17 protein-coding genes are annotated in these 19,759 nt (G+C 71.0%); 9 read left to right on the plus strand and 8 right to left on the minus strand.

Annotation, left to right across the window (positions count from 1 at the left end):
- Window positions 1-28: 28 nt before the first annotated feature.
- Complete coding sequence (locus U5K29_05605; protein ID MDZ7678005.1) at window positions 29-610, plus strand: DUF4389 domain-containing protein; 582 nt, start codon at window positions 29-31, stop codon at window positions 608-610.
- On the opposite strand, the gene U5K29_05610 is transcribed toward U5K29_05605, so the two are convergent.
- The 3 genes from U5K29_05610 to U5K29_05620 form a co-directional block, all read right to left on the minus strand.
- Window positions 586-3,999 carry an AAA family ATPase gene (locus U5K29_05610; GenBank protein MDZ7678006.1) on the minus strand — a complete coding sequence of 1,138 codons (3,414 nt, stop codon included), beginning with the start codon at window positions 3,997-3,999 and terminating at the stop codon, window positions 586-588. The two genes, U5K29_05605 and U5K29_05610, sit on opposite strands and share 25 nt — an antisense overlap.
- Entirely contained in the window at window positions 3,999-5,240 is a 1,242-nt protein-coding gene (locus tag U5K29_05615; GenBank protein MDZ7678007.1) for a DNA repair exonuclease, read from the minus strand. The genes U5K29_05610 and U5K29_05615 overlap by 1 nt, the downstream gene beginning before the upstream one ends.
- Before the next feature lie 159 nt (window positions 5,241-5,399).
- A complete protein-coding gene (locus U5K29_05620) occupies window positions 5,400-6,179 on the minus strand; it encodes a hypothetical protein (protein ID MDZ7678008.1) in 780 nt (259 codons plus the stop codon).
- A gap of 80 nt (window positions 6,180-6,259) precedes the next feature.
- Between U5K29_05620 and U5K29_05625 the strand changes: the two genes are divergently transcribed.
- Window positions 6,260-7,342, plus strand: a complete 1,083-nt coding sequence (locus U5K29_05625; GenBank protein MDZ7678009.1) for a calcium/sodium antiporter — start codon at window positions 6,260-6,262, stop codon at window positions 7,340-7,342.
- Between the two features lie 16 nt (window positions 7,343-7,358).
- Here U5K29_05625 and U5K29_05630 read toward each other — a convergent pair whose 3' ends face one another.
- Window positions 7,359-8,996 carry a LuxR C-terminal-related transcriptional regulator gene (locus tag U5K29_05630; protein MDZ7678010.1) on the minus strand — a complete coding sequence of 546 codons (1,638 nt, stop codon included), beginning with the start codon at window positions 8,994-8,996 and terminating at the stop codon, window positions 7,359-7,361.
- Between the two features lie 168 nt (window positions 8,997-9,164).
- Here U5K29_05630 and U5K29_05635 point away from each other — a divergent pair, with 168 nt between their 5' ends.
- On the plus strand, window positions 9,165-10,004 hold the full coding sequence (locus U5K29_05635) for a class I SAM-dependent methyltransferase (protein ID MDZ7678011.1): 840 nt from the start codon (window positions 9,165-9,167) through the stop codon (window positions 10,002-10,004).
- A gap of 88 nt (window positions 10,005-10,092) precedes the next feature.
- Window positions 10,093-11,346 (plus strand): TrpB-like pyridoxal phosphate-dependent enzyme, encoded by a 1,254-nt coding sequence (locus U5K29_05640; GenBank protein ID MDZ7678012.1) that lies wholly within the window; start codon window positions 10,093-10,095, stop codon window positions 11,344-11,346.
- A 115-nt stretch (window positions 11,347-11,461) separates the two neighbouring features.
- On the opposite strand, the gene U5K29_05645 is transcribed toward U5K29_05640, so the two are convergent.
- A complete protein-coding gene (locus tag U5K29_05645) occupies window positions 11,462-12,103 on the minus strand; it encodes a class I SAM-dependent methyltransferase (protein ID MDZ7678013.1) in 642 nt (213 codons plus the stop codon).
- A gap of 93 nt (window positions 12,104-12,196) precedes the next feature.
- Between U5K29_05645 and U5K29_05650 the strand changes: the two genes are divergently transcribed.
- Window positions 12,197-13,519, plus strand: coding sequence for a D-arabinono-1,4-lactone oxidase (locus tag U5K29_05650; protein MDZ7678014.1), 1,323 nt, complete (start codon window positions 12,197-12,199; stop codon window positions 13,517-13,519).
- Between the two features lie 4 nt (window positions 13,520-13,523).
- Window positions 13,524-14,531 (plus strand): alanine racemase, encoded by a 1,008-nt coding sequence (locus U5K29_05655; GenBank protein ID MDZ7678015.1) that lies wholly within the window; start codon window positions 13,524-13,526, stop codon window positions 14,529-14,531.
- A 32-nt stretch (window positions 14,532-14,563) separates the two neighbouring features.
- On the opposite strand, the gene U5K29_05660 is transcribed toward U5K29_05655, so the two are convergent.
- Window positions 14,564-14,764, minus strand: coding sequence for a (2Fe-2S)-binding protein (locus U5K29_05660; GenBank protein MDZ7678016.1), 201 nt, complete (start codon window positions 14,762-14,764; stop codon window positions 14,564-14,566).
- Between the two features lies 1 nt (window position 14,765).
- Window positions 14,766-14,987 (minus strand): hypothetical protein, encoded by a 222-nt coding sequence (locus U5K29_05665; protein ID MDZ7678017.1) that lies wholly within the window; start codon window positions 14,985-14,987, stop codon window positions 14,766-14,768.
- Between the two features lie 120 nt (window positions 14,988-15,107).
- Between U5K29_05665 and bfr the strand changes: the two genes are divergently transcribed.
- Together bfr and U5K29_05675 are read left to right on the plus strand one after the other, a co-directional pair.
- Window positions 15,108-15,578 (plus strand): bacterioferritin, encoded by a 471-nt coding sequence (gene bfr / locus U5K29_05670; protein MDZ7678018.1) that lies wholly within the window; start codon window positions 15,108-15,110, stop codon window positions 15,576-15,578.
- Between the two features lie 67 nt (window positions 15,579-15,645).
- Window positions 15,646-16,029 (plus strand): lipopolysaccharide assembly protein LapA domain-containing protein, encoded by a 384-nt coding sequence (locus tag U5K29_05675; protein MDZ7678019.1) that lies wholly within the window; start codon window positions 15,646-15,648, stop codon window positions 16,027-16,029.
- On the opposite strand, the gene U5K29_05680 is transcribed toward U5K29_05675, so the two are convergent.
- Window positions 16,003-18,579 (minus strand): cation-transporting P-type ATPase, encoded by a 2,577-nt coding sequence (locus tag U5K29_05680; protein MDZ7678020.1) that lies wholly within the window; start codon window positions 18,577-18,579, stop codon window positions 16,003-16,005. The two genes, U5K29_05675 and U5K29_05680, sit on opposite strands and share 27 nt — an antisense overlap.
- Before the next feature lie 110 nt (window positions 18,580-18,689).
- On the opposite strand from U5K29_05680, the gene U5K29_05685 reads away from it, so the two are divergent.
- On the plus strand, window positions 18,690-19,706 hold the full coding sequence (locus tag U5K29_05685) for an LLM class flavin-dependent oxidoreductase (GenBank protein ID MDZ7678021.1): 1,017 nt from the start codon (window positions 18,690-18,692) through the stop codon (window positions 19,704-19,706).
- The last annotated feature ends 53 nt before the right edge of the window (window positions 19,707-19,759 follow it).

Genomic DNA, 19,759 nt, shown 5'->3' on the forward strand with positions numbered 1-19,759 from the left:
CGTTCGCCGGCACACCTGGAGGTGGTCGATGGAACCGCGCACCGATCTGAAGCTGGACGCTCCCCTGGAGATGGCCAACTGGCGCCCGGTGGTGCACTGGCTGCTGGTGCTCCCCCACATGATCATCGCCGGCGCGCTCAGTTCGCTCGGCAGCGCGGTGGCGCTGGTCAGCTGGTTCATCATCGTGTTCACCGGAGAGCTCCCCGACGGGCTGGCCAAGCTCCAGTGCCTGGTGATCCGGTACCAGGCGCGCGCCTACAGCTACCTGCTGTGGCTGCGCGAGCCATACCCCGCCTTCGACTTCTCGATGACCGAGGACGAACCAGGGGGCGACCCGCTGTCGGTCACGATCCGGCCGCAGCTGACCGACCGCAACCGCCTCACCGTGGGTCTGCGGTTCATCTGGGTGATCCCCATCGCCATCTTCCTCGCGCTGGTCATCCTCGTGGGCTACGTGGTGGCCTTCGTCGGGTTCTTCGTCGTGCTCTTCACCGGGCGCTGGCCCGAGGGGCTGCGCGACTTCCTCGTGGGCGTGATGCGTGTGGGTACACGGGTGACCGCCTACTGCTACCTGCTCGACGACGACTACCCGCCGTTCTCGCTCGACTGATCGCCCGTCGGCACCAACCGATACCTCGCGCCCCGCTTGATGCCGTCCTGTTCCACCACGCCATCGGCGACGAGGGACCTGATGAGGGCTCCCCAACGGCGCTCGTTGACGCCACTGCGGTCGAGGACCTCGGACTTGGCCCGCCACTCGGTCGTGGAGAGCGCCCGGACGAGTCGGTCGCGGTCGTCGTCGGCGAGACCGGGGAGCCGTTCCGCCGAGGCGTCGTCGCTCCCCGCTCGGCGCGCCGCCGGCGTGCCTGGGGGCGGAGCAGGCACCGATGGCGGCGGGGAGGCGGCAGCATCGGCCTGGCCGATGTAGGTGACCGTGGCCGGCGCCTCGGCCGGTCGTGAGGCCAGCTGGGTGACCAGCACCTGCTGGTCACCCAGACGGGCCCGGGCAAGCTCGACGGTGTGGGGATGGTGGGTGAGCACAACGACCTGGGTGTGCTGGGCGAGCTCGCCCAGCGCCTCGAGCGCGGCGGAGCTGCGGTGGTCGTCGAAGTGCACGAGCACGTCGTCGACGACGACCGGGACGGGCCCGAGGGAGTGGAGGTGGTGCTCGATGCCCGCCAGCCGAAGGGCCAGCCAGAGCTGGTCGAGGGTGCCATCGGACAGGGCAGCGGGATAGAGGCGCGAGCCGTCGGCCCGGAGCGCGACGGCGTGGTTCTGGTCGCCGTGAGCCTCGACCTCGAGCCCGGTGTAGCTGCCGTTGGTGAGCACGGCGAAGTAGTGGCTGGCACGAGCCAGCAGCTGGTCGTGCCGACCAGACCCCGCGTCGGCCACCACCTGTTCGAGCAGGCCGTGGGCCACCCGCAGAACGGCGTACTCCTCGACGGCCTCGCCCAGCTCGGCGAGGATCTCCTGTCGGCGGGTTTCGATGTCGGTCGCGGCATCGCCGCCGTCGATCCGGTCGAGGTCGACCTCGAGCTGGCCGAGCTGGCGGCTGAACCGTTCGACCTCGGTGTCGTGCCGCTGCAGCTGCTCGTCGAGGTCGGTCAACCGCCCCGCGAGCGCGGCGTCGTCGCCTGCGGCTCGGCTCCGGTCGAGCAGTGCATCGAGATCGAGGCCACCGCCCGACTCGACGACCAGCGCCTCGTTGTCGTCGAGCTGCCGGCGCAGCTCGACGACCTGCGCCGAGCGTTCACTGACGTCGGGGAGCGCGTCCGCGTCGACGCCGAGCTGTCGCGCCAGCTCGTCGAGCTCGTGCTGGTGGCGGTCGCGCTCGGCACCGGCCACCTGAAGCTGTTCCTCGAGCTGGTCGAGTTGCGACGAGAGGTCGTCGCGCAGCTGGCGATCGCGACGTTGGCGGTCACGCAGGTCGCGCAGCGCCGCGATGGCGTCGTCGGCGCGGCGGTGGGCGGCGGACCCGAGCAGTGACAGCAACGGTTCGAGCCGTTCGCGAACCTCGGCGACCCGGTGCCTGGCCTCGCCCAGGCGGGCCTCGTCGGCTCGCCGCTCATCGGCCGCGGTCAGTAGCTCCTGGGCCCGGGCCCGCAGCGAGGGCAGGGCAGCGTCGGGACCTGCCGTCTCGCCGATGCCCGCCAGCGCGGCGCGGATCCGCTCGGTGGCGACGCCGACCGCGTCGCGGCGGGTGCCGGCTTCGGCTCCGACCTGGTTCCAGGACGCGATGAGCTCGCAGACCTTCCCCCACTCGCTGCGCCACGCCACACCCTCGCCCGGATCCTCCGGGGTGGTGCCGACCGACCGCCACAGGCCGGTCCACGCGTGAGCAGCTTCGCGGACCTCGGCGTCGAGGGCGTCGATGTCGCCTTCGAGGCGCGCGACCTCCGAGCGAGCACCGGCCTCGGTGGCCTGCAGCGCGCCCAGCTGGGTGGCCCGGTCGGTGTCGGCCATGAGGTCGTCGACCACGGTGTCGCTCGCTGCGATCCGGTCGGCGACCAGGTCGGCCACCTCCTCGGCGTTGCGGGCGGGGTCGTCGCCGGGATGGACCTCGCCGACGAGGCGGGCCCTGGCCAACGCCCACGCCTGGTCGCGCTCGGCGCGGACGGCGTGCAGGTGGTCGATGCTGGGAACGTCGCCGCCGGCGCGCAGCTCGGCGATCTCCGCGGTGGTGGTGTCGAGGTGCCGGCGGGTCTTGTCGAGCTGGGCGAGGAGGTGCTGGCGCTGTGCCCGACGCTGTTCGGCGCCGGACCTGGCCTCGTCGATGGCGGCCTCGCTGGGGACGTCGAGGGCGAGCACCTCGTCGCGATCGCCCGCGGCGAGCCCGAGGCGGGTGAGGCGGGTGGTGATGTCGGCGTCGAGGCTGGCGAGGCGCCGGTCGGTCTCGGCGAGGCCATCGAGGGCCGCGGCGGCGCCCTCGGTGTCGGTCATCGCTTCGCGGAGCACGCGGAGGTCGCCCGCGCTGGGGGCATCGGCGAGGGCACGGTCGAGTCGGTCGATGTCGGCCAGGTCGGTGCGGAGCTGGGTGAGGCGTTCGGCCAGGTGCTCGATCTCGGCCTCGACCCCGAGCGCCGAGTCGTCGGCGGGCACCTCGTCGTGCTGGCGGCGGACACGGGCGACCTCGGCGCGCAGCTCGTCGATGCGGTTGACCGCGCCGCTCCGGCCGTCGAGCGCGGCATCGATGGCCTGGGCCTGGGCCGAGGTCGCGACCGGACCGGCAGCCAGGAGGTCGACGAGTTGGTGTTCGAGTCCGGATCGCTTGACCAGCATCGGTGCGATGGATCGCAGCCGCTGGATGTCGTGGCGCTCGGTGGCGACCCCGACCTTGGCCCGACGAAGCTCCTCGAGGCGGTCGAGGGCGTGTCGCCGCTGGTCGGTGAGCTCGGCCCAGGTGTCGGCCGAGACCGCCACCGCTTGGAGCTCGGTCTCGACCTCGCGCAGATCGGCCAACAGCTCGTTGATCCTGCGCCGCTTCGCCTTGGGGGCGAACAGGGCCTCGTACCCACGCTGGAGCACGTCGAGGGTGTCGTGGACGGCTCGACCCCCCAGCGCGGCGCCGAAGAGGATCGCGCCGAGCGAACCGTCGGCCTGGAGCAGCTGCGACCCGTAGGCACGCAGTTCGTGGTGTCCGAGACTGAACAGGGTGTCGAACAGCTCCGGGGTGACCTCGAACAGCTTGGCCAGCTCGTCGGCATCGATCGCCCGACCGTGTGCGTCGCGTGGCTCGCGCCCCCCGTGGCGGACGAGCCGGCCGGGATCACCGACACCCGAGGTGTAGTCGAGCCGGAGCCGCACCGCTGCCTTGGGCGTGCCCTGGACCGAGGCCCCGGCGACCCCGAACAGGGCGGCCCGCACCCCCGCCCGGATCGTGGACTTGCCGGCCTCGTTGGGCCCGACCACGAACCTGAGCGCCCCCGGTGGCGTGCCCAGCTCGACCCGGTGGTCGCGGAGGTGCCCGAAGTGCTCGAGGGTCAACGTCTCGAGGCGCATCAGCCACGCCCCTGGAGGTGGGCGACGAGCCGCTCGCGCGCGGCGGGAAGGTAGCGGCGGACCACGGCGGGGCTGGTGAGCGACGACGGCACCTCGTCGTCGGGCATCAGCGCGAGGGCCCCGCTGACCCGCTGTTGCAGCGGCGACAGCAGCTCGGCGAGGTGCGCCACCGCGTCGTCGTCGGTGGCCGCGGCGTCGACCGAGCCGACGACGGCGGCGATCGCCTCGCTGGAGATCGGCGGTGGTTCGCCCAGCAGATTCGTTCGCACGGCGAGCTTCTCGAGCCAGATGTCGCCGTCGGAGCGGTGGGCGAGGTCGGCCACGACCTGGGTGCGGAGGTGCTCGATGCGAGGGGGCGGCCCGTCGCCGGCGAGCTCGACCCGCACCGCCAGCGGTCGTCCCGCCTGCTCCCACTCGTCGACGACCCGATCGACCACCGCCGCGGCCATGGCATCGAGGTCGTCGAGGCCGCCGCGGTCGACCGTCACCCGGGCCCACCGGACCACGTCGACGGGCACGTGCTCGACCGACCGCACGGCCTCGCCGTCGGTGTCGATGATGCTCACCGTCTTCTCGCCGGGCTCGCGGGCGTGGCGACCCTGGGTGTTGCCGGGAACGAGGAGGTGAGTGCCGTCGACCTCGAGATGCTCGCGGGCGTGCACGTGACCCAGCGCCCACAAGGCGTAGCCCTTGGCGGCGAGCTCACCGGGGGTGCAGGGCGCGTAGCGGGCATGGCCCTCGCGACCATCGAGAGAGGTGTGCAACAACCCGACGTTGACCACCCCAGGGACCGGAGCCGGGTAGCCGGCAGCGAGGTCGGTGGTGGTGGCCGCGGTGGCATAGCTCTGGCCGTGGACGGCGAGGGGCAGATCGTCGGACACCACGGTGGTGGGTCCGTCGACGCCGAAGACGTGCACCCCGGGAGGGGGTTGGATCCGATGGGTGATGACCGAATCGGCGTCGTGGTTCCCGTGGACGATGAACACCTCGATGCCCGAGTCGACCAGACGACCGAGCTGGCGGTTCCACCACAGGCCGGTGTTGGCGTCCTTCCAGCGGCCATCGAAGATGTCGCCCCCGACGAGGACGACATCGACCTGACGGTCGAGGGCCAGCTGCACCAGGTTCTCGGCCGCGCGCCGGGTCGCCGAGCGCATCCGCTCGACGGGTGCACCCTCGTAGCGGGTGAGACCGACCATGGGGCTGTCGATGTGCAGGTCGGCGCAGTGCAACAGCTTCATGATCACAATCCTCCATGACCGGGTGGTCCGGGCGGGTGATGCCCATGGACGAACCCTACGGAGGGGGTGTGACAGCCAAGATGACGCTGGGGAAGTACTCGGCTCGGCTCGGCCCGACCGACCGACCGACCGACCGGCCGGACCGGGCGGATCGGACCGTCAGTGCTCGAGGAGGGTCTCGAGGCGGGCGGCGACCCGCTGGTAGGCGGCGATGGGGATGAGGTGGGCACCGGTGAAGCCGCCGTGGTCGCGGATGGCCGCGAGATGCTCGCAGGCCAGGTCCACCCCGGCGGTGGGATCGCGGTCGAGGGCGGCGAGCCAGGACTCGGGGGCTGCCAGTTGGGGGACCCGCTCGCCGAGCTTTCGCGCCTGGGCCGCGCTGGCGGGAACCATGACCCCGGCATAGATCGGGCCGTCGTAGTCGACGGTGTCCCGCCATGCCGCCAGGTCGTCGATCGAGTAGGACACCTGCACGAAGAGCGCGTCCGCCTCCTTCTTCCAGGCAGGAACTGGTCCGAGCCCGGTGGCGACACCGGCGCGCATGTTGCGACCCTCCATCGCTGGGGTGTCGGCGAAGGTCCGCAACTCGTCGAGCATCGACCGGACGGTGAGCTGTGCGGTGCGCTGTCCCGTGGTGGGTCGGTCGCCGAACACGAAGAGGAACTCGTCGACGCCGTAGGCCGAGGCGGTGAGCAGATCACGCCGGAACCCCAGCAGGTTCCGGTCGCGGGCGTTGATGGCGGCGACAGCTCGGCTCCCCATGCGCTCCACCTCGTGGGCCACGGCGATGCTCGACACGGTGGCCCGACCGATGTGGTTGTCCGGGATCAGGAACCGCGACGACACGCTGTTCATCACCCCGGCCTCTCTCCGCACGTGGGTGAGGTCGGGCTTGGTCGCTGGTTCCAGTTCACAGATGATCTCGAAGGTTCGCGCCATCGGGCCAGGGTAACGAGTGGGACCCACCCCGCCGGAACCCTCCGACACCCGGCCAAACGGGACATGATCTACTGAAGGCCGTGAACCCGGGCTCGATGCTCACCTTCGCCGCGGGGGTCGCGGTCCTGATCCTCGGCGCCGAGCTGCTGGTGCGGGGGGCGACCAGGATCGCGACCCGCACCGGCCTGTCGTCGGTGGTGATCGGCCTCACCGTGGTGGCCTTCGGCACCTCGACCCCCGAGCTGGCGGTGAGCGCCAGCGCCGCCCTCGACGGCAACGGCGACATCGCCATCGGCAACGTGGTCGGCAGCAACATCGTCAACGTGCTGCTGATCCTGGGGATCTCGGCGGTGATCGGCGGCGGCCTCGTCGTGGCCCAGCGGATCGTGCGCATCGACGTGCCCCTGATGATCGGCGCAGCCCTGCTGGTGATGGGGCTGTCCACCGGCGGGGTCATCTCCCGACCCGAGGGGCTGATCCTCGCGGGACTCCTGCTCGCCTACACCGTCTGGACGGTGCGCAGCGCCCGGCGGGAAGACCCGGCGATCGTCGCCGAGTACGACGACGCGTTCGATCCCGACACCTTGCGGCGAGCTCCGGTGGTGGCCGATGTGGCGTTGGTGCTCGTCGGCCTGACCGCCCTCATCACCGGTGGGCGCTGGCTGGTGAGCGCCGCGAGCACCATCGCCACCGACCTCGGGGCCAGCGATCTCATCATCGGCCTCACCGTCGTCGCCGCCGGCACCTCCATGCCGGAGCTGGCCACGTCGGTCATCGCCGCGCTCCGGGGCGAGCGCGACATCGCGGTCGGCAACGTCGTGGGCTCGAACCTGTTCAACCTGCTGGGCGTGCTCGGCGTCAGCGCCGCGCTGGCACCGCAGGGCCTCGCGGTCCTCGACTCGGCCCGCTCGTTCGACCTGCCGGTGATGACCGTGGTCGCGGTCGCCTGCCTGCCGGTGTTCGTCAGCGGGCACCTCCTCACCCGCTGGGAGGGCGCGGTCTTCGTCGCCTACTACCTCGCCTACGTGACCTACCTGGTGCTCGACGCGGTCGACGCCACCTCCTTCGAGCCGTTCCGGATCGCGCTCGTGGCCTTCGTCGCTCCCCTCACGGTCTTGACCCTGGTGGTGGTCGCGGTGCGCGGCCGACGACCCGTGATCTGACCGGAAGGCCCGGGACTCAGCGCCGGGCGTCGACCAGGTGGTGCTCGAAGGCGAACGCGGTGGCCGCCGAGCGCGACGACACGTCGATCTTGGCGAAGATGTTCGACAGGTGCCGCGACACGGTCTTGGAGCTGACCTGTAGCTCGGCGGCGATCCCCTTGTTGGTGCAGCCCGCGGCCACCAGGCGCAGCACCTCGATCTCACGACCCGTGAGGCCTGCCGGCACCTCCGCCGACGCGGGCCGGTCGTCGGACTGCGACAGGTCGAACCGGGCACCGATGTCGGCGAACATCGCCGCGGCGGCGTCGAGGGCGACCGCCGCCGCGCCCTCGTCGCCGGACGCACGCAGCGCCCGCGCCAGCAGGACACGGGCGGTCGCCTCCTCGTAGGGGACCTCCAAGCCCTGCCACCGCTCGACGGCCCGCCGGGCGGTCACGCACGCCGCGTCGAGATCACCCTCGGCGAGCTGGATCCGCGCCCGGGCCGACTCCGCGGCGGCTCCAAGCCACGCCACATCGAAGTCCTCCCCCACCGACTCGAGGTCGCGGAGCGCGGCGGCGGCCGTGGCCAGGTCGCCGACCTCCACCGCGATCTCGACCTGGGCCGGGAGCAGCTCGGCTCGGGCGAGCCGGTTCCAGGGCTGTTCCTCGAGCGCCCGCTGGATCGTCCGGGCCGCGACGTCGGACCGACCGTCGGTGAGCTGCAGCAGCGCGAGGCCGCCACAGGGGCGGCCGCACAGCTCCTCGGCGGAGGCGAAAGCCCGTTCGGCACCATCGAGATCACCGAGCCGGCGGCGGATGTCGCCGACGGTGGCGTAGGCGGCGGCCGCGTTGGGGACGTGGATGTCGATCAGCTCGGTGCAGGCCTTGTCGGCCTCCTGCTCGGCGACGGCCAGCTCGCCCCGCCATCCGAGGGCCGCGGCCCGGTGCACCCGGCAGATCCCGGGGAAGATGGTGAAGGGATGTTGTTGAGCCCACCTCGCGGTGGCCTCGGTCCACTCCGCCGCCCGCCGCATGTCACCGAGCTCCTCGCAGGCGGTGACGAGGCTGCAGTACACCTTCCCCGTGGCGTAGGGGCCGAGACGACCCTCGACGGCAGAGAGCATGGCCTCGTCGAGCTGGGCCAGGCCGTCGATGACCTCGCCCCGGTCGATGAGGAGGCGCCCGAGCGCCTGCAGCGCCTCGGCCTCGAGGTTCCTCCACTGCTGCTGCCGGCTGACGTCGACGACGTGTCGCGCCACCTCGGTCGCCTCCTCCAGCCGGCCCTCGCCGTGGGTCACCTCGACCTCGCGCAGCAGCAGCGCGTGATACTCGGGGCTGTCGGGAAGCTCGACAAGCGAGCGGCGGGCCCGGCGCAGCCATGCACCGGCGATCGTGGGCCGGCACTGCATCCCGTAGTGCTCGTAGAGCCACACCGCGCACTGACCGGCACGCCGGACGTCGCCCAGATCGTCGAAGATCCGGTGGGCCTGCTCGCGTGCCTCGGTGCACTCGGCGAGTCGGCCCAACCACCACGACGCCTCGGCCAGCAGCTCCAGGCGCTCGGCCTCGGCGGCACCTGCGAGCGGGGAAGCGGCGACCGCGGCCTCGTGGGCGGCCCGCCAGTCGTGGCGAGCCAACGCATCTCGCGGTGTGGTGAGGGCATCGACGCCCAACGGACCGGCCTCCTCCCCCGGAGTCGGTGCTGGTCTCTCGTCTCGGGTTCCGACCCGAGGATACCAACAGGGTCGGTCGGGCGTGGGGCGATCGCCCCACGCGCGCCCGCCGGGTGGATGGTACGGATGCCCGATGACGCGACTCGATCGCGGCGCGACGATCCGGGTATGAGCACCGACACCACCAGCACCGACACCAGCACCGACTTCGCCACGGTCAAACAGCGTCAGCAGTCCAGTTGGTCCGCCGGCGACTACGCCCGGATCGGTGTCACCCTCCAGATCGTCGGCGAGCGCCTCGCCGAGTCGGTCGAGGTCGTCGCCGGCTCCCGGGTCCTCGACGCGGCCGCCGGCAACGGGAACGCGGCGCTCGCCGCTGCCCGGCGCGGCTGCCAGGTGACCGCGGTCGACTACGTCCCCGAACTGCTCGACCACCTCCGCCAGCGCGCGGCCGCCGACCAGCTCGATGTCGAGACCCGTGTCGAGGACATCGAGTCGCTCCCCCTGGACGACGGGAGCTTCGACTCGGTGCTGTCCACCTTCGGCGTCGCCTTCACCCCCGACCACGAGCGGGCCGCGGCCGAGCTGACCCGCCTCTGTCGACCCGGGGGACGGATCGGGCTGGCCAACTGGACCCCCGACAGCTTCGTGGCGGCGATGCTGCGCACCATCGGCGGCTACGTCGCCCCACCCGCGGGCGTCCGGTCCCCGATCGAGTGGGGAACCGAAGCTCACCTTCAGGAGCTCTTCGCCAACTCGCTGCAAGACCTGGAGACCGTCGAGCGCACCTTCGTCTTCCGGTACCGCTCTCCCGAACACTTCGTCGACGTGTTCCGCACCTTGTACGGCCCGATGGTCAAGGCCTTCGAGTCCCTCGACACCGACGGAGCGGCCGCCCTCACCTCGGACCTGATCGCGCTCTGCGAGGCCAGCGACACCTCCGACGAGCGCGGCGGCCTGCGCATCCCCAGCCCGTATCTCGAAGCCGTGCTCACGACCAGCGCCTGACCCGATCCCCACCCGGGCTCGACCGACGCGCGCGGTTGGTGCCCGGACGGGCTGAGCATCGTCCCGCCAGCGGTGCCAGAATCCGACCATGCGCTGGAACCTGACCTCCGATCAACTGCCCGAAGCCTGGTTCAACGTCCTGCCCCGGCTCGACGTCCCGCTCGACCCGCCGCTGCACCCCGCCACCCGCGAGCCGGTCGGCCCCGACGACCTCGCCCCCCTGTTCCCGATGGCGCTCATCGGCCAGGAGATGAGCCCCGAGCCGTGGATCGACATCCCCGGCGAGGTGCTCGACATCCTGCGGCTGTGGCGACCCACTCCGCTGGTGCGGGCCACCCGTCTCGAAGCGGCCCTCGGCACCCCGGCACGCATCTACTACAAGGACGAGTCGGTGTCGCCGGCCGGTTCGCACAAGCCCAACACCGCGGTGGCCCAGGCCTTCTACAACAAGGCCGAGGGCACGACCCGGCTCGCCACCGAGACCGGTGCCGGCCAGTGGGGAAGCGCCTTGTCGTTCGCCAGCGCGCTGTTGGGGCTCGAGTGCAAGGTGTACATGGTGCGGGCGTCGTACAACCAGAAGCCGTACCGCCGGGTGATGATGGAGACCTGGGGCGGATCGGTCGTGCCGTCTCCGATCGACGATCCCGACCACCCCGGATCGCTCGGCGCCGCCATCACCGATGCGGTGCGCGACGCGGTCGCTCGCGACGACACCCACTACGCCCTCGGTTCGGTGCTCAACCACGTGCTGTTGCACCAGACCGTCATCGGACTCGAGGCCAAGGACCAGCTGGGAGCCGCCGGCGAGGACCTGCCCAACGTGGTGATCGCCTCCTGCGGCGGCGGCTCCAACCTCGGCGGCATCGCGTTGCCGTTCGTGCCCGACGACGAGGTGCGCCTGGTGGCGGTCGAGCCGTCGTCGTGTCCGACCCTGACCGAGGGCAACTTCGACTACGACTTCGGCGACGTGGCCGGCATGACCCCGCTGCTGCCGATGTTCACCTTGGGCCACGAGTTCGTGCCGCCGAGCATCCACGCCGGCGGGCTGCGCTACCACGGTGACTCACCGATCATCTCCCATCTGGTGCGCGACAAGCGGATGGAGGCGGTGGCCTACCCACAGGGCAAGGTCTTCGACGCCGCCGTCCAGTTCGCCCGCACCGAGGGGCCGATCGCCGCCCCCGAGACCAGCCACGCCATTCGCGCCGTCATCGACGAAGCGCTGGCCGCCAAGGAGACCGGCGAGGAACGGGTCATTCTCTTCTGCTACTCGGGTCACGGGCTGCTCGACCTGTCGGCCTACGACGACTACCTCCACGACCGCCTCGAGCCCGGCAGCTGAGGCGAACCGGAGCGCGTCGGCCTCACCTCGCGGCCCGCCAGCACGACGAACCCCTCGTCGTCGATCGAGGCCAGGTCGCCGGTGTGCAGCCAACCGTCCCGAAAGGTGGCGGCGGTCACCCTCGACAGGTCGTGGTCGGCGAAGGATCGGGATCACGGCGACCGAGGACCGCGACGAGGAAGCCCGAGTCGTCGGTGAACGGGCGCAGGTCCCAGGTGCCGAGCAGCACCTCGGGAACCAGGTCGGCACCCTCCACGTCGGCCAGGAACTCGTCGAAGGTGTAGTCGCGCCCCGCGCCGAACCCCACGGCGACCCGGCCGCCGTCGCGGAGGTGTCGACCGAGCCTGGTGAGCACCTCCCGGCGTGTGCTCGGGGCGAGGAACGTCATCACGTTGCCCGCGCACACGATGGCGTCGAACCCGTCGGTGACGCCCCGCGAGCCAAGGTCGAGCTCGGCGAGGTCGTCGACGAGCCAGAGCGGACCGGGATGATCCTCCTCGGCCGCATCGATCAGGACCGGGTCGACGTCGACACCCACCACCTCGTGGCCGAGCCGGGCCAGCATCCCACCGACGCGGCCGGGGCCACACCCGGCGTCGAGGATCCGTGCCCCACGGGGCACCATCGCATCCACGAAGCGAGCCTCGCCGCCCAGGTCGTCGCCGGCAGCAGCCATCTTGCGGAAGCGCTCCACGTACCAGGTGGAGTGATCGGGGTTGGCCTCGGTGATCGAGGTCCACTTGCTCTGCTCGGCCATGCGCCATCTCCGGCGGGTCGTGGGCGGCTGGATCCACCGCCAGGCTACGGCCGCGGGTACCCGCCGACGACGACCCCCATTAGGATCGCCCACGTGGCACCTTCAGCATCCGATGGTCACCGGTGGACGAACTGGGCCGGCAACCAGGTCTGTGCCCCCGCCGCGGTCGACCACCCCGCCACCGAGGAGGACCTGGTCGCCAGCATCCGGCGGGCGGCCGCCGACGGTCAGCGGGTCAAGGTCGTGGGATCCGGCCACTCCTTCACCGGCACCGCGCTCACCGACGGTCGCCAGATCGTGCTCGACCGCTATCACCGCCTGCTGTCGGTCGATCCCAACAGCGGTCTCGTCACCGTCCAGGCCGGCATCACACTTCGCCGCCTCAACGCCGAGCTCGCCCAGCACGGCCTGGCGATGCCCAACCTCGGCGACGTCGCCTACCAGACCATCTCCGGCGCTCTGGCCACCGCCACCCACGGCACCGGCATCTCCCACGGAAACCTCGCCACCCAGATCCGGGGCATGCGCCTGATCTCCGGCGACGGCTCGGTGGTGTCGTGCTCGGCCGACGAGGAACCCGAGGTGTTCGCCGCCGCCCGCGTCGGCCTCGGAGCGCTCGGGGTCGTCTCCACGGTCACCCTCCAGTGCGTGCCCGCCTTCGACCTCCACGCCGTCGAGGCACCCGAACGCATCGATCCCCTCCTCGCCGACATCGACACCCACGTCGAGGGCAACGACCACTTCGAGCTCTACTGGGTGCCCCACACCCGTTGGGCACTCACCAAGCGCAACAACCGCACCGACCTGCCCCGGTCCCGCCGCCCGGTGTGGCGCGAGCTCTACGAGGACGTCGTCGTGTCGAACCTGGCGTTCGGTGCGCTGTGCCGGCTCGGCCGCCTGTCGCCCCAGGCCATCCCCCGCCTCATGCGGACCCTGCCCAGCACCGGTCCGACCGACTACGTGGATCGCAGCGACCGGGTGTTCACCAGTCCCCGTCTGGTCCGGTTCTACGAGATGGAGTACGCCGTGCCACGCGAAGCGGGACCCGAGGCCCTGAACCGGGTGCGTGACCTCGTGGGTCGCAGCGGGCTGCGTCTCAGCTTCCCCGTCGAGGTCCGCTTCGTCGCCGGTGACGACATCCCCCTGAGCCCCGCATTCGGACGCGAGACCTGCTACATCGCCGTGCACGTCTACCAGGGGACGGACTTCCACCAGTACTTCAGCGGGGTCGAGTCGATCATGGATGACTACGACGGTCGCCCCCACTGGGGCAAGCTCCACTTCCAGACCGCCGAGACCCTGGCGCCGCGGTACCCCGAGTGGTCGCGCGTCCAGGCGGTGCGGGCCCGGCTCGACCCCGACGGCCGGTTCGCGAACGAGTACCTCGACCGGGTGCTCGGCCCGGTGAGGGCCTGAGTCGATGCGGGTCGACGATCTCACCACCCCGGCCCTGGTGGTCGACGCCGACCGGCTCGACCGCAACCTCGCCACCATGTCCGAGCGCCTGCCCGGCTCGCGACTGCGCCCCCACGTCAAGGCCCACAAGTGCACGTCGCTCGCGAGGCGACAGGCCGAGCTCGGGAACCAGGGGTTCACCTGCGCCACCATCCGCGAGGTCGAGGGCATGGCCGAGGCCGGCCTCGGGACCGACCTGTTGCTCGCCAACGAGGTGGTCGACGCCCGCCGCCTCGGCGCGGTCGCCGACCTGACGGGGGCCCGCATCACCGTCGCGGTCGACTCCGCCGAGACCGTCGCCGCCGCGGCCGACGGCGGGGTGCGCGAGGTCCTGATCGACGTGGCGGTGGGTCTTCCGCGCTGCGGCTGCCGCCCCGCCGACGCCGGCCCCCTGGCCGAGCTGGCGCGTTCGCGCGGCCTCGAGGTGCGCGGCGTGATGGGCTACGAGGGCCACGTGACCGTCATCGGCGACCGCGCCGAGCGGGCAGCGGCAGTCGAGTCAGCCATGGCCAAGCTGGTCGACGCCCACGCCGCGGTCGGTGGCAACGTCATCTCGGGCGGCGCCACCGTGAGCTGGGACCTCAACACCTGGGTCACCGAGCTCCAGGCCGGGTCCTACGCGCTCATGGACACCACCTTTGCCCCCATGACCCCTGAGTTCGCTCCCGCCCTCAACGTGTTGGCCACCGTGATCTCGGTGTCGCCCAAGTGGGCGGTGTGCGATGCCGGTCTCAAGTCGCTCGGCATGGATCACGGGAACCCCACCCTGGCCGGGGGCCGGGGCGAGGTGTTGCTGGTGTCGGACGAGCACGTCGTGTTCACCCCGGGCGACGGTCCGCCGCCCCGGGTCGGAGACCGCGTGCGGCTCGTTCCCGCCCACATCGATCCGACCGTCGCCTATCACGAGCAGATGCACGTCGAGCGCGACGGCGAGGTCCTCGAGACCTGGGCGGTCGACCTGCGGGGTTGGTGACTGCGGGGTTGGTGACCCCGGGGAGACGCCGCTCAGGCGGCCCCGGCCAGATCGGACGAGACCTGCTCCCGCTCGGGCCATGTGTCGAGCAACGCGGTGAGCGTGGGCCAGCATCCACCGCAGCGCGAGCCGGCACCGCAGTCGCGTGCGATCTCGTCGATCGAGGCTGCGCCGGAGGCGATCGCGGCGCCGACGTCGTTGCTGGTCACCACGCGGCAGGAACAGACGTACACCTCAGATCTCCTCGCTGATCGACGGGGTGGAGTGATCGTGCACGACGAGCGGGATGCCCTCGGAACCGAGGCGGGCGGCGACCCCCAGCGGCACCCGCCGACTCACCGGGCGGCGATGGCCGACGCCGACGACCTCGGCCATCGGGGCACCGTCGCCGACGGTGACGCGCACCCAGTCGACCCTGCGAAGCCCCAGATACCCGGTGTCCCGGCCTCGTGCCATGGTTCCCTCTCCATGCCGATTAGGTGTTCCTAATAGAAGGTACTCCTAACTGGTGACGGATACAAGACCCAACGTCGAGCGCCGACAGCACCTGTCGCCCACACCACCTATGATCGGACCATGCAGGGCGACCCAGACATCATCGAGCTGCTGAACGAGATCCTCACGGCCGAGCTCACTGCCATCAACCAGTACTTCATCCACGCCAAGATGCAGGAGAACTGGGGCTATCACCGGCTCGCGAGCGCGACCCGCGCCGAGTCGATGGACGAGATGAAGCACGCCGATCAGCTGATCGAGCGAATCCTCTACCTCGAAGGTGTCCCCAACCTCCAGCGCCTCGGCGCGGTCATGGTCGGCCAGACCGTCGCCGAGCAGTTCCGGCTCGACCTCGATGTCGAACGAAGCGCACTCGAGCGCTTCAACCGCGGGGTCGCCCAGGCACGCGACGCCGGCGACAACGGAACCCGGGAGCTGCTCGAACGGCTGCTGGTGTCCGAGGAGGAGCACGCCGACTGGCTCGAGACCCAGCTGGGCCTCATCGACACGATGGGCGACCAGCTCTACCTGTCCACCCAGCTCGGGACCTGATCTCGCGGTCGCGGTGACTGCTCCCCGGGAGGATTGACCTCGCTCCCCAACGGGTATCACCCACCACATGAACGATCCTGCTACCCACGAGGCCGGAACCGACAAGTCCGGAACCGACAAGTCGGGAACCGACAAGTCCGGAACCGACAAGTCGGGGACCGGCACCCCGGACGAACCCATCCGCGAGTACCGCGGGGCGGGGATCATGTGGAGCGCCATCGCCGTGGTGGTGGTGCTCGCCGCCTTCATCATCGTGGTGATCCAGAACTCCGAGTCCGTGCCGTTCGAGTTCCTGTGGATGACCGTCGACACGCCGCTGGCACTGATCATCGCCGTCGCGGTCGCCGCCAGTCTCGCCATCGGCGAGATCATCGGCTGGGCCTGGCGACGGCACCGCCGCGGCGACCTCCAGCGGCGAGAGGAGCTACGCCGCCTCAAGCGGTCGAAGTGACCGGTCCGGCCCGAGTCCCCTGGCGGCCTGGACGACGATCAGCGGGACGAATCCGAGCCCCGCGGCGATCAGATATCCCTCGATTGGAAGCGACGTCAGTCCCAACAGGGAGGTGAGCGGGCCGAACGTCAGCGCCACCAGCTCGAGCACCACGGTGATCGTCAGTGCCGCCCACAGCCACGGATTCGCGGCCGCACCAGTGAACCCCGACCCGTGCTCGGTGCGGGCGTTGAACACGCCGAGGGTCTGTCCCAGGGTCATCCCGATGAAGGTCATCGTCTGGGTACCCGCGACCGACAGGTCGAGCGACCAGCGTCCGATGGCGTAGGCCACCAGCCCCGCCCCGGCGACCAGCGTGGCGTGGGTGACCATGCGCTGCAGCAGGCCGCGATCGATGACCGGCTCCGACGGATCGCGTGGTGGCTGTTCCATCACGTCGGCCCGACCCGGCTCCAGGGCGAGGGCGAAGGAGGGGAGGACGTCGATGATGAGGTTGTTCCACAGGATCATGAGTCCGGCAAGGGGTGGATCGACGCCGGCGGCGAGAGCGATGGTGATGACCGCGACCTCGGCCAGGTGCCAGGAGAACAGGAACTGGGCGAACCGGCGGATGTTGGTGAAGATCCGCCTGCCCTCGGCCACGGCGGTGGCGATCGTCTCGAACTCATCATCCAACAAGACGATGTCGGCGGCGTCACGCGCGACGTCGGTGCCCGAGCCCATGGCCACGCCGACATCGGCCTGGCTGAGTGCCGGGGCATCGTTGACCCCGTCACCGGTGACCGCGACGACCTCGCCTGCGGCCTGCAACGACTCGACGATCCGCAGCTTGTCCTCCGGGGCCACGCGGGCGAACAACGCGGCGCTGGACGCGTGGCCCACCAACTCGTCCTCGGAGAGCTCGTGCAGCTCCTTGCCAGAGATCGCCTCGCCGTCGGAGATGCCCATCTCCGATCCGATGGCCGACGCGGTGTCGGCCCGGTCGCCGGTGATCATCACGGTGCGGATCCCTGCTCTCCGCAGCAGTTCGATCGCCTCGACCGCCGACTCCCGCGGTGGGTCGTGCATGCCGACGATCCCGAGCACCTCGGCCCGGTCGAAGACGGCGTCGTCGTCGCTGTCCATGTCGCTGTCGCCGGCGGGGGCCGGGCCCCGGGCGAAGGCCAGGACCCGCAGCGCCCGTTCGGCCATCTCCTCGGCCAGCTCCAACAGGTCCGAACACCGCTCGGGGTCGAGGATCACCTCGGGTGCACCCTTCACGTGTGCGGTCCCATCGACGATGACCGCCATGCGCTTGGTCTCGGAGCTGAACGGCACCTCGCCGTCGCGGGGCGCGTCCTCACGGAGTCGGCGCCAGTCGATCCCACGGGCCGACGCACCCCGCAACAACGCCACCTCGGTCGGATCTCCCACCGGATCTCCGTCGGGGTCGACGTCGGCATCGTTGCAGAGCACCGCTGCCACCCACAGCGTCTCCTCGTCGACGTCCTCGGCGGTCACGACCTCGACGACCTGCATCTCGTTGCGGGTCAGGGTCCCGGTCTTGTCCGAGCAGATCACCGTCGTCGAACCGAGCGTCTCCACCGCCGGCAGGCGCCTCACCAGGGCGTTGTCCGCCGCCATGCGACGCATGCCCACCGCCAGGGTGAGAGTCGCGACCGCGGGAAGCCCCTCCGGCACCACGGCGATGGCCAGCGCCACCGCCACCTCGATCGCCTCGGCGGTCTCCAACCCGCGCGCCACGCCGAGGCCGAGCAGACCGATCGCCCCGACGACCACGGCGACGGCGAGCCGACGGCTCAGATGGCTCAGTCCCTCCTGCAGCGGCGCCTTCGTCTCCTCCGCCGACTCGGCGAGGTCGGAGATGCGACCCATCTCGGTGTGGCGACCCGTGGCCACGACGATCCCCCGCCCCCGCCCGGCCACGACCGTGGTGCCGGTGAAGAGCATCGACGTGCGCTCGGCCAGCGGCGCGGCGGCATCGATGACCTCCGGGGTCTTGTCCACCGGCTCGTTCTCACCGGTCAGACCGGCCTCGTCGACCCGTAGGTCCTCCGCGTCGAGCACCCGGAGATCGGCCGGGACCTGTTCACCAGCCTCGATCCCGACGATGTCACCGGGCACCAGCTCAGAGGCGTGGATCTCGTCCCGTCGGTCGTCTCGCTCCACCTCCGCGGTGGTGGTCATGAGGGCCCGCAGCGACTCCATCGATCTCGCGGCACGCAACTCGGTGACGAACCCGACGACGGTGTTCACCACCAGAACCACTCCGATCGCCGCCGCCTCGACCACCTCGCCCGCCAGAAAGCCGGCAACCGCGGCACCGAGCAGCAGCACGATCACCGCATCGGCGACCTGTGCCCACACCACCTTCCACCACTGCGCACGCTTGCCCGATCCCAGGTCGTTCGACCCGTGGATGCCGCGCCGCCGTTCCACCTCGGCCGTGCTGAGCCCGATGTCGGGGTCGACACCGAGCGCCTCGGCGACCCTCTGCACCTCGACAGCATGCGGCGCGTCGGGACTCGCAACCACCGACTGCTCGGACATGGCCAAACCGTAGGGCCTGGCGGGAACATGTCAGCGTTGGTGCGCGTTGGACCCAGTGCAGCCATCATGTGAAGGCATCGCCCCCACACCCGACCTGGAGTTCGCCCGCCGTGACCGTTCCGCTGTCCGTACTCGATCTCGCCACCGTCGACCGTGGCACGAGCATCGGGGAGAGCCTGGCCAACAGCGTGACCCTCGCCCAGCGGGCGGAGGCGCTCGGGTACCGCAGGGTCTGGTACGCCGAGCACCACAACATGAGATCGATCGCCTCGTCGGCCACAAGCGTGCTCATCGCCCACGTGGCCGCGCACACCACCACGATCCGGCTCGGCTCCGGTGGCGTGATGTTGCCGAACCACTCGCCGCTCACCATCGCCGAGCAGTTCGGCATGCTCGAGTCGCTCCACCCCGGACGAATCGATCTCGGGCTCGGACGGGCACCCGGCACCGACCAGCCGACGATGCACGCGCTGCGTCGCGACGCCACCTCCTCGGACACGTTCCCCCAGGACGTCCAGGAGCTGCAGGGCTATCTGTCGGGTGAGACGCTCGTGACCGGGGTGCAGGCCGTCCCCGGTGCCGGCACCAACGTGCCGATCTACATCCTGGGGTCGTCGCTGTTCGGAGCCCAGCTGGCGGCGCTGCTCGGGTTGCCCTTCGGGTTCGCGTCGCACTTCGCTCCCGACGCGCTCCACCAAGCCGTCTCGTTGTACCGGCGCGAGTTCCGGCCCTCGGCCCAGCTCGACGCACCCCACGTGATCGCGGGTGTCGGGTGCATCGCCGCCGACACCGACGACGAGGCCCAGGATCAGCTCCTCACCGCCAAGCGCCGACGGGCGCGCTGGATGCTCGGATCGGGTCGCGACCTCACCGACGAACAGAGCGACACCCTGCTCGCCTCGCCCCAGGGTCAGCAGCTCATGCGGATGATGACCTACACCGCGGTGGGCTCACCCGACGCGGTGAAGGCGTACCTCGACTGGTTCGCCGGCCACGCCGACGCCGATGAGCTCATCGTCGCCCACCAGGCACCATCCGCCGTGGCCCGCTTGCGTTCGCTCGAGCTGGTGGCGGAGGTCGCCGGTCTCGCGGCGGCACCGACCGCCTCCCCCACCGGACCGAGCTGAGCCGTCGCCGGCCACCGTCGACCTGGTGGCCGCCGCCGATCATCGCCAACGGG

This window comes from Acidimicrobiales bacterium (genome assembly GCA_034521975.1).
GTDB lineage: Bacteria > Actinomycetota > Acidimicrobiia > Acidimicrobiales > SKKL01 > SKKL01.

What these genes read in the sequence shown, in the direction of transcription:
- U5K29_05620 (MDZ7678008.1), bottom strand. Translation starts at nt 6,179, where the DNA reads ATGGCGCGAACCTTCGAGATCATCTGTGAACTGGAACCAGCGACCAAG.
- U5K29_05615 (MDZ7678007.1), bottom strand. Translation starts at nt 5,240, where the DNA reads ATGAAGCTGTTGCACTGCGCCGACCTGCACATCGACAGCCCCATGGTC.
- U5K29_05610 (MDZ7678006.1), bottom strand. Translation starts at nt 3,999, where the DNA reads ATGCGCCTCGAGACGTTGACCCTCGAGCACTTCGGGCACCTCCGCGAC.
- U5K29_05675 (MDZ7678019.1), top strand. Translation starts at nt 15,646, where the DNA reads ATGAACGATCCTGCTACCCACGAGGCCGGAACCGACAAGTCCGGAACC.
- U5K29_05640 (MDZ7678012.1), top strand. Translation starts at nt 10,093, where the DNA reads ATGCGCTGGAACCTGACCTCCGATCAACTGCCCGAAGCCTGGTTCAAC.
- U5K29_05665 (MDZ7678017.1), bottom strand. Translation starts at nt 14,987, where the DNA reads ATGGCACGAGGCCGGGACACCGGGTATCTGGGGCTTCGCAGGGTCGAC.
- U5K29_05635 (MDZ7678011.1), top strand. Translation starts at nt 9,165, where the DNA reads ATGAGCACCGACACCACCAGCACCGACACCAGCACCGACTTCGCCACG.
- U5K29_05655 (MDZ7678015.1), top strand. Translation starts at nt 13,524, where the DNA reads ATGCGGGTCGACGATCTCACCACCCCGGCCCTGGTGGTCGACGCCGAC.
- U5K29_05680 (MDZ7678020.1), bottom strand. Translation starts at nt 18,579, where the DNA reads ATGTCCGAGCAGTCGGTGGTTGCGAGTCCCGACGCGCCGCATGCTGTC.
- U5K29_05605 (MDZ7678005.1), top strand. Translation starts at nt 29, where the DNA reads ATGGAACCGCGCACCGATCTGAAGCTGGACGCTCCCCTGGAGATGGCC.
- bfr (MDZ7678018.1), top strand. Translation starts at nt 15,108, where the DNA reads ATGCAGGGCGACCCAGACATCATCGAGCTGCTGAACGAGATCCTCACG.
- U5K29_05645 (MDZ7678013.1), bottom strand. Translation starts at nt 12,103, where the DNA reads ATGGCCGAGCAGAGCAAGTGGACCTCGATCACCGAGGCCAACCCCGAT.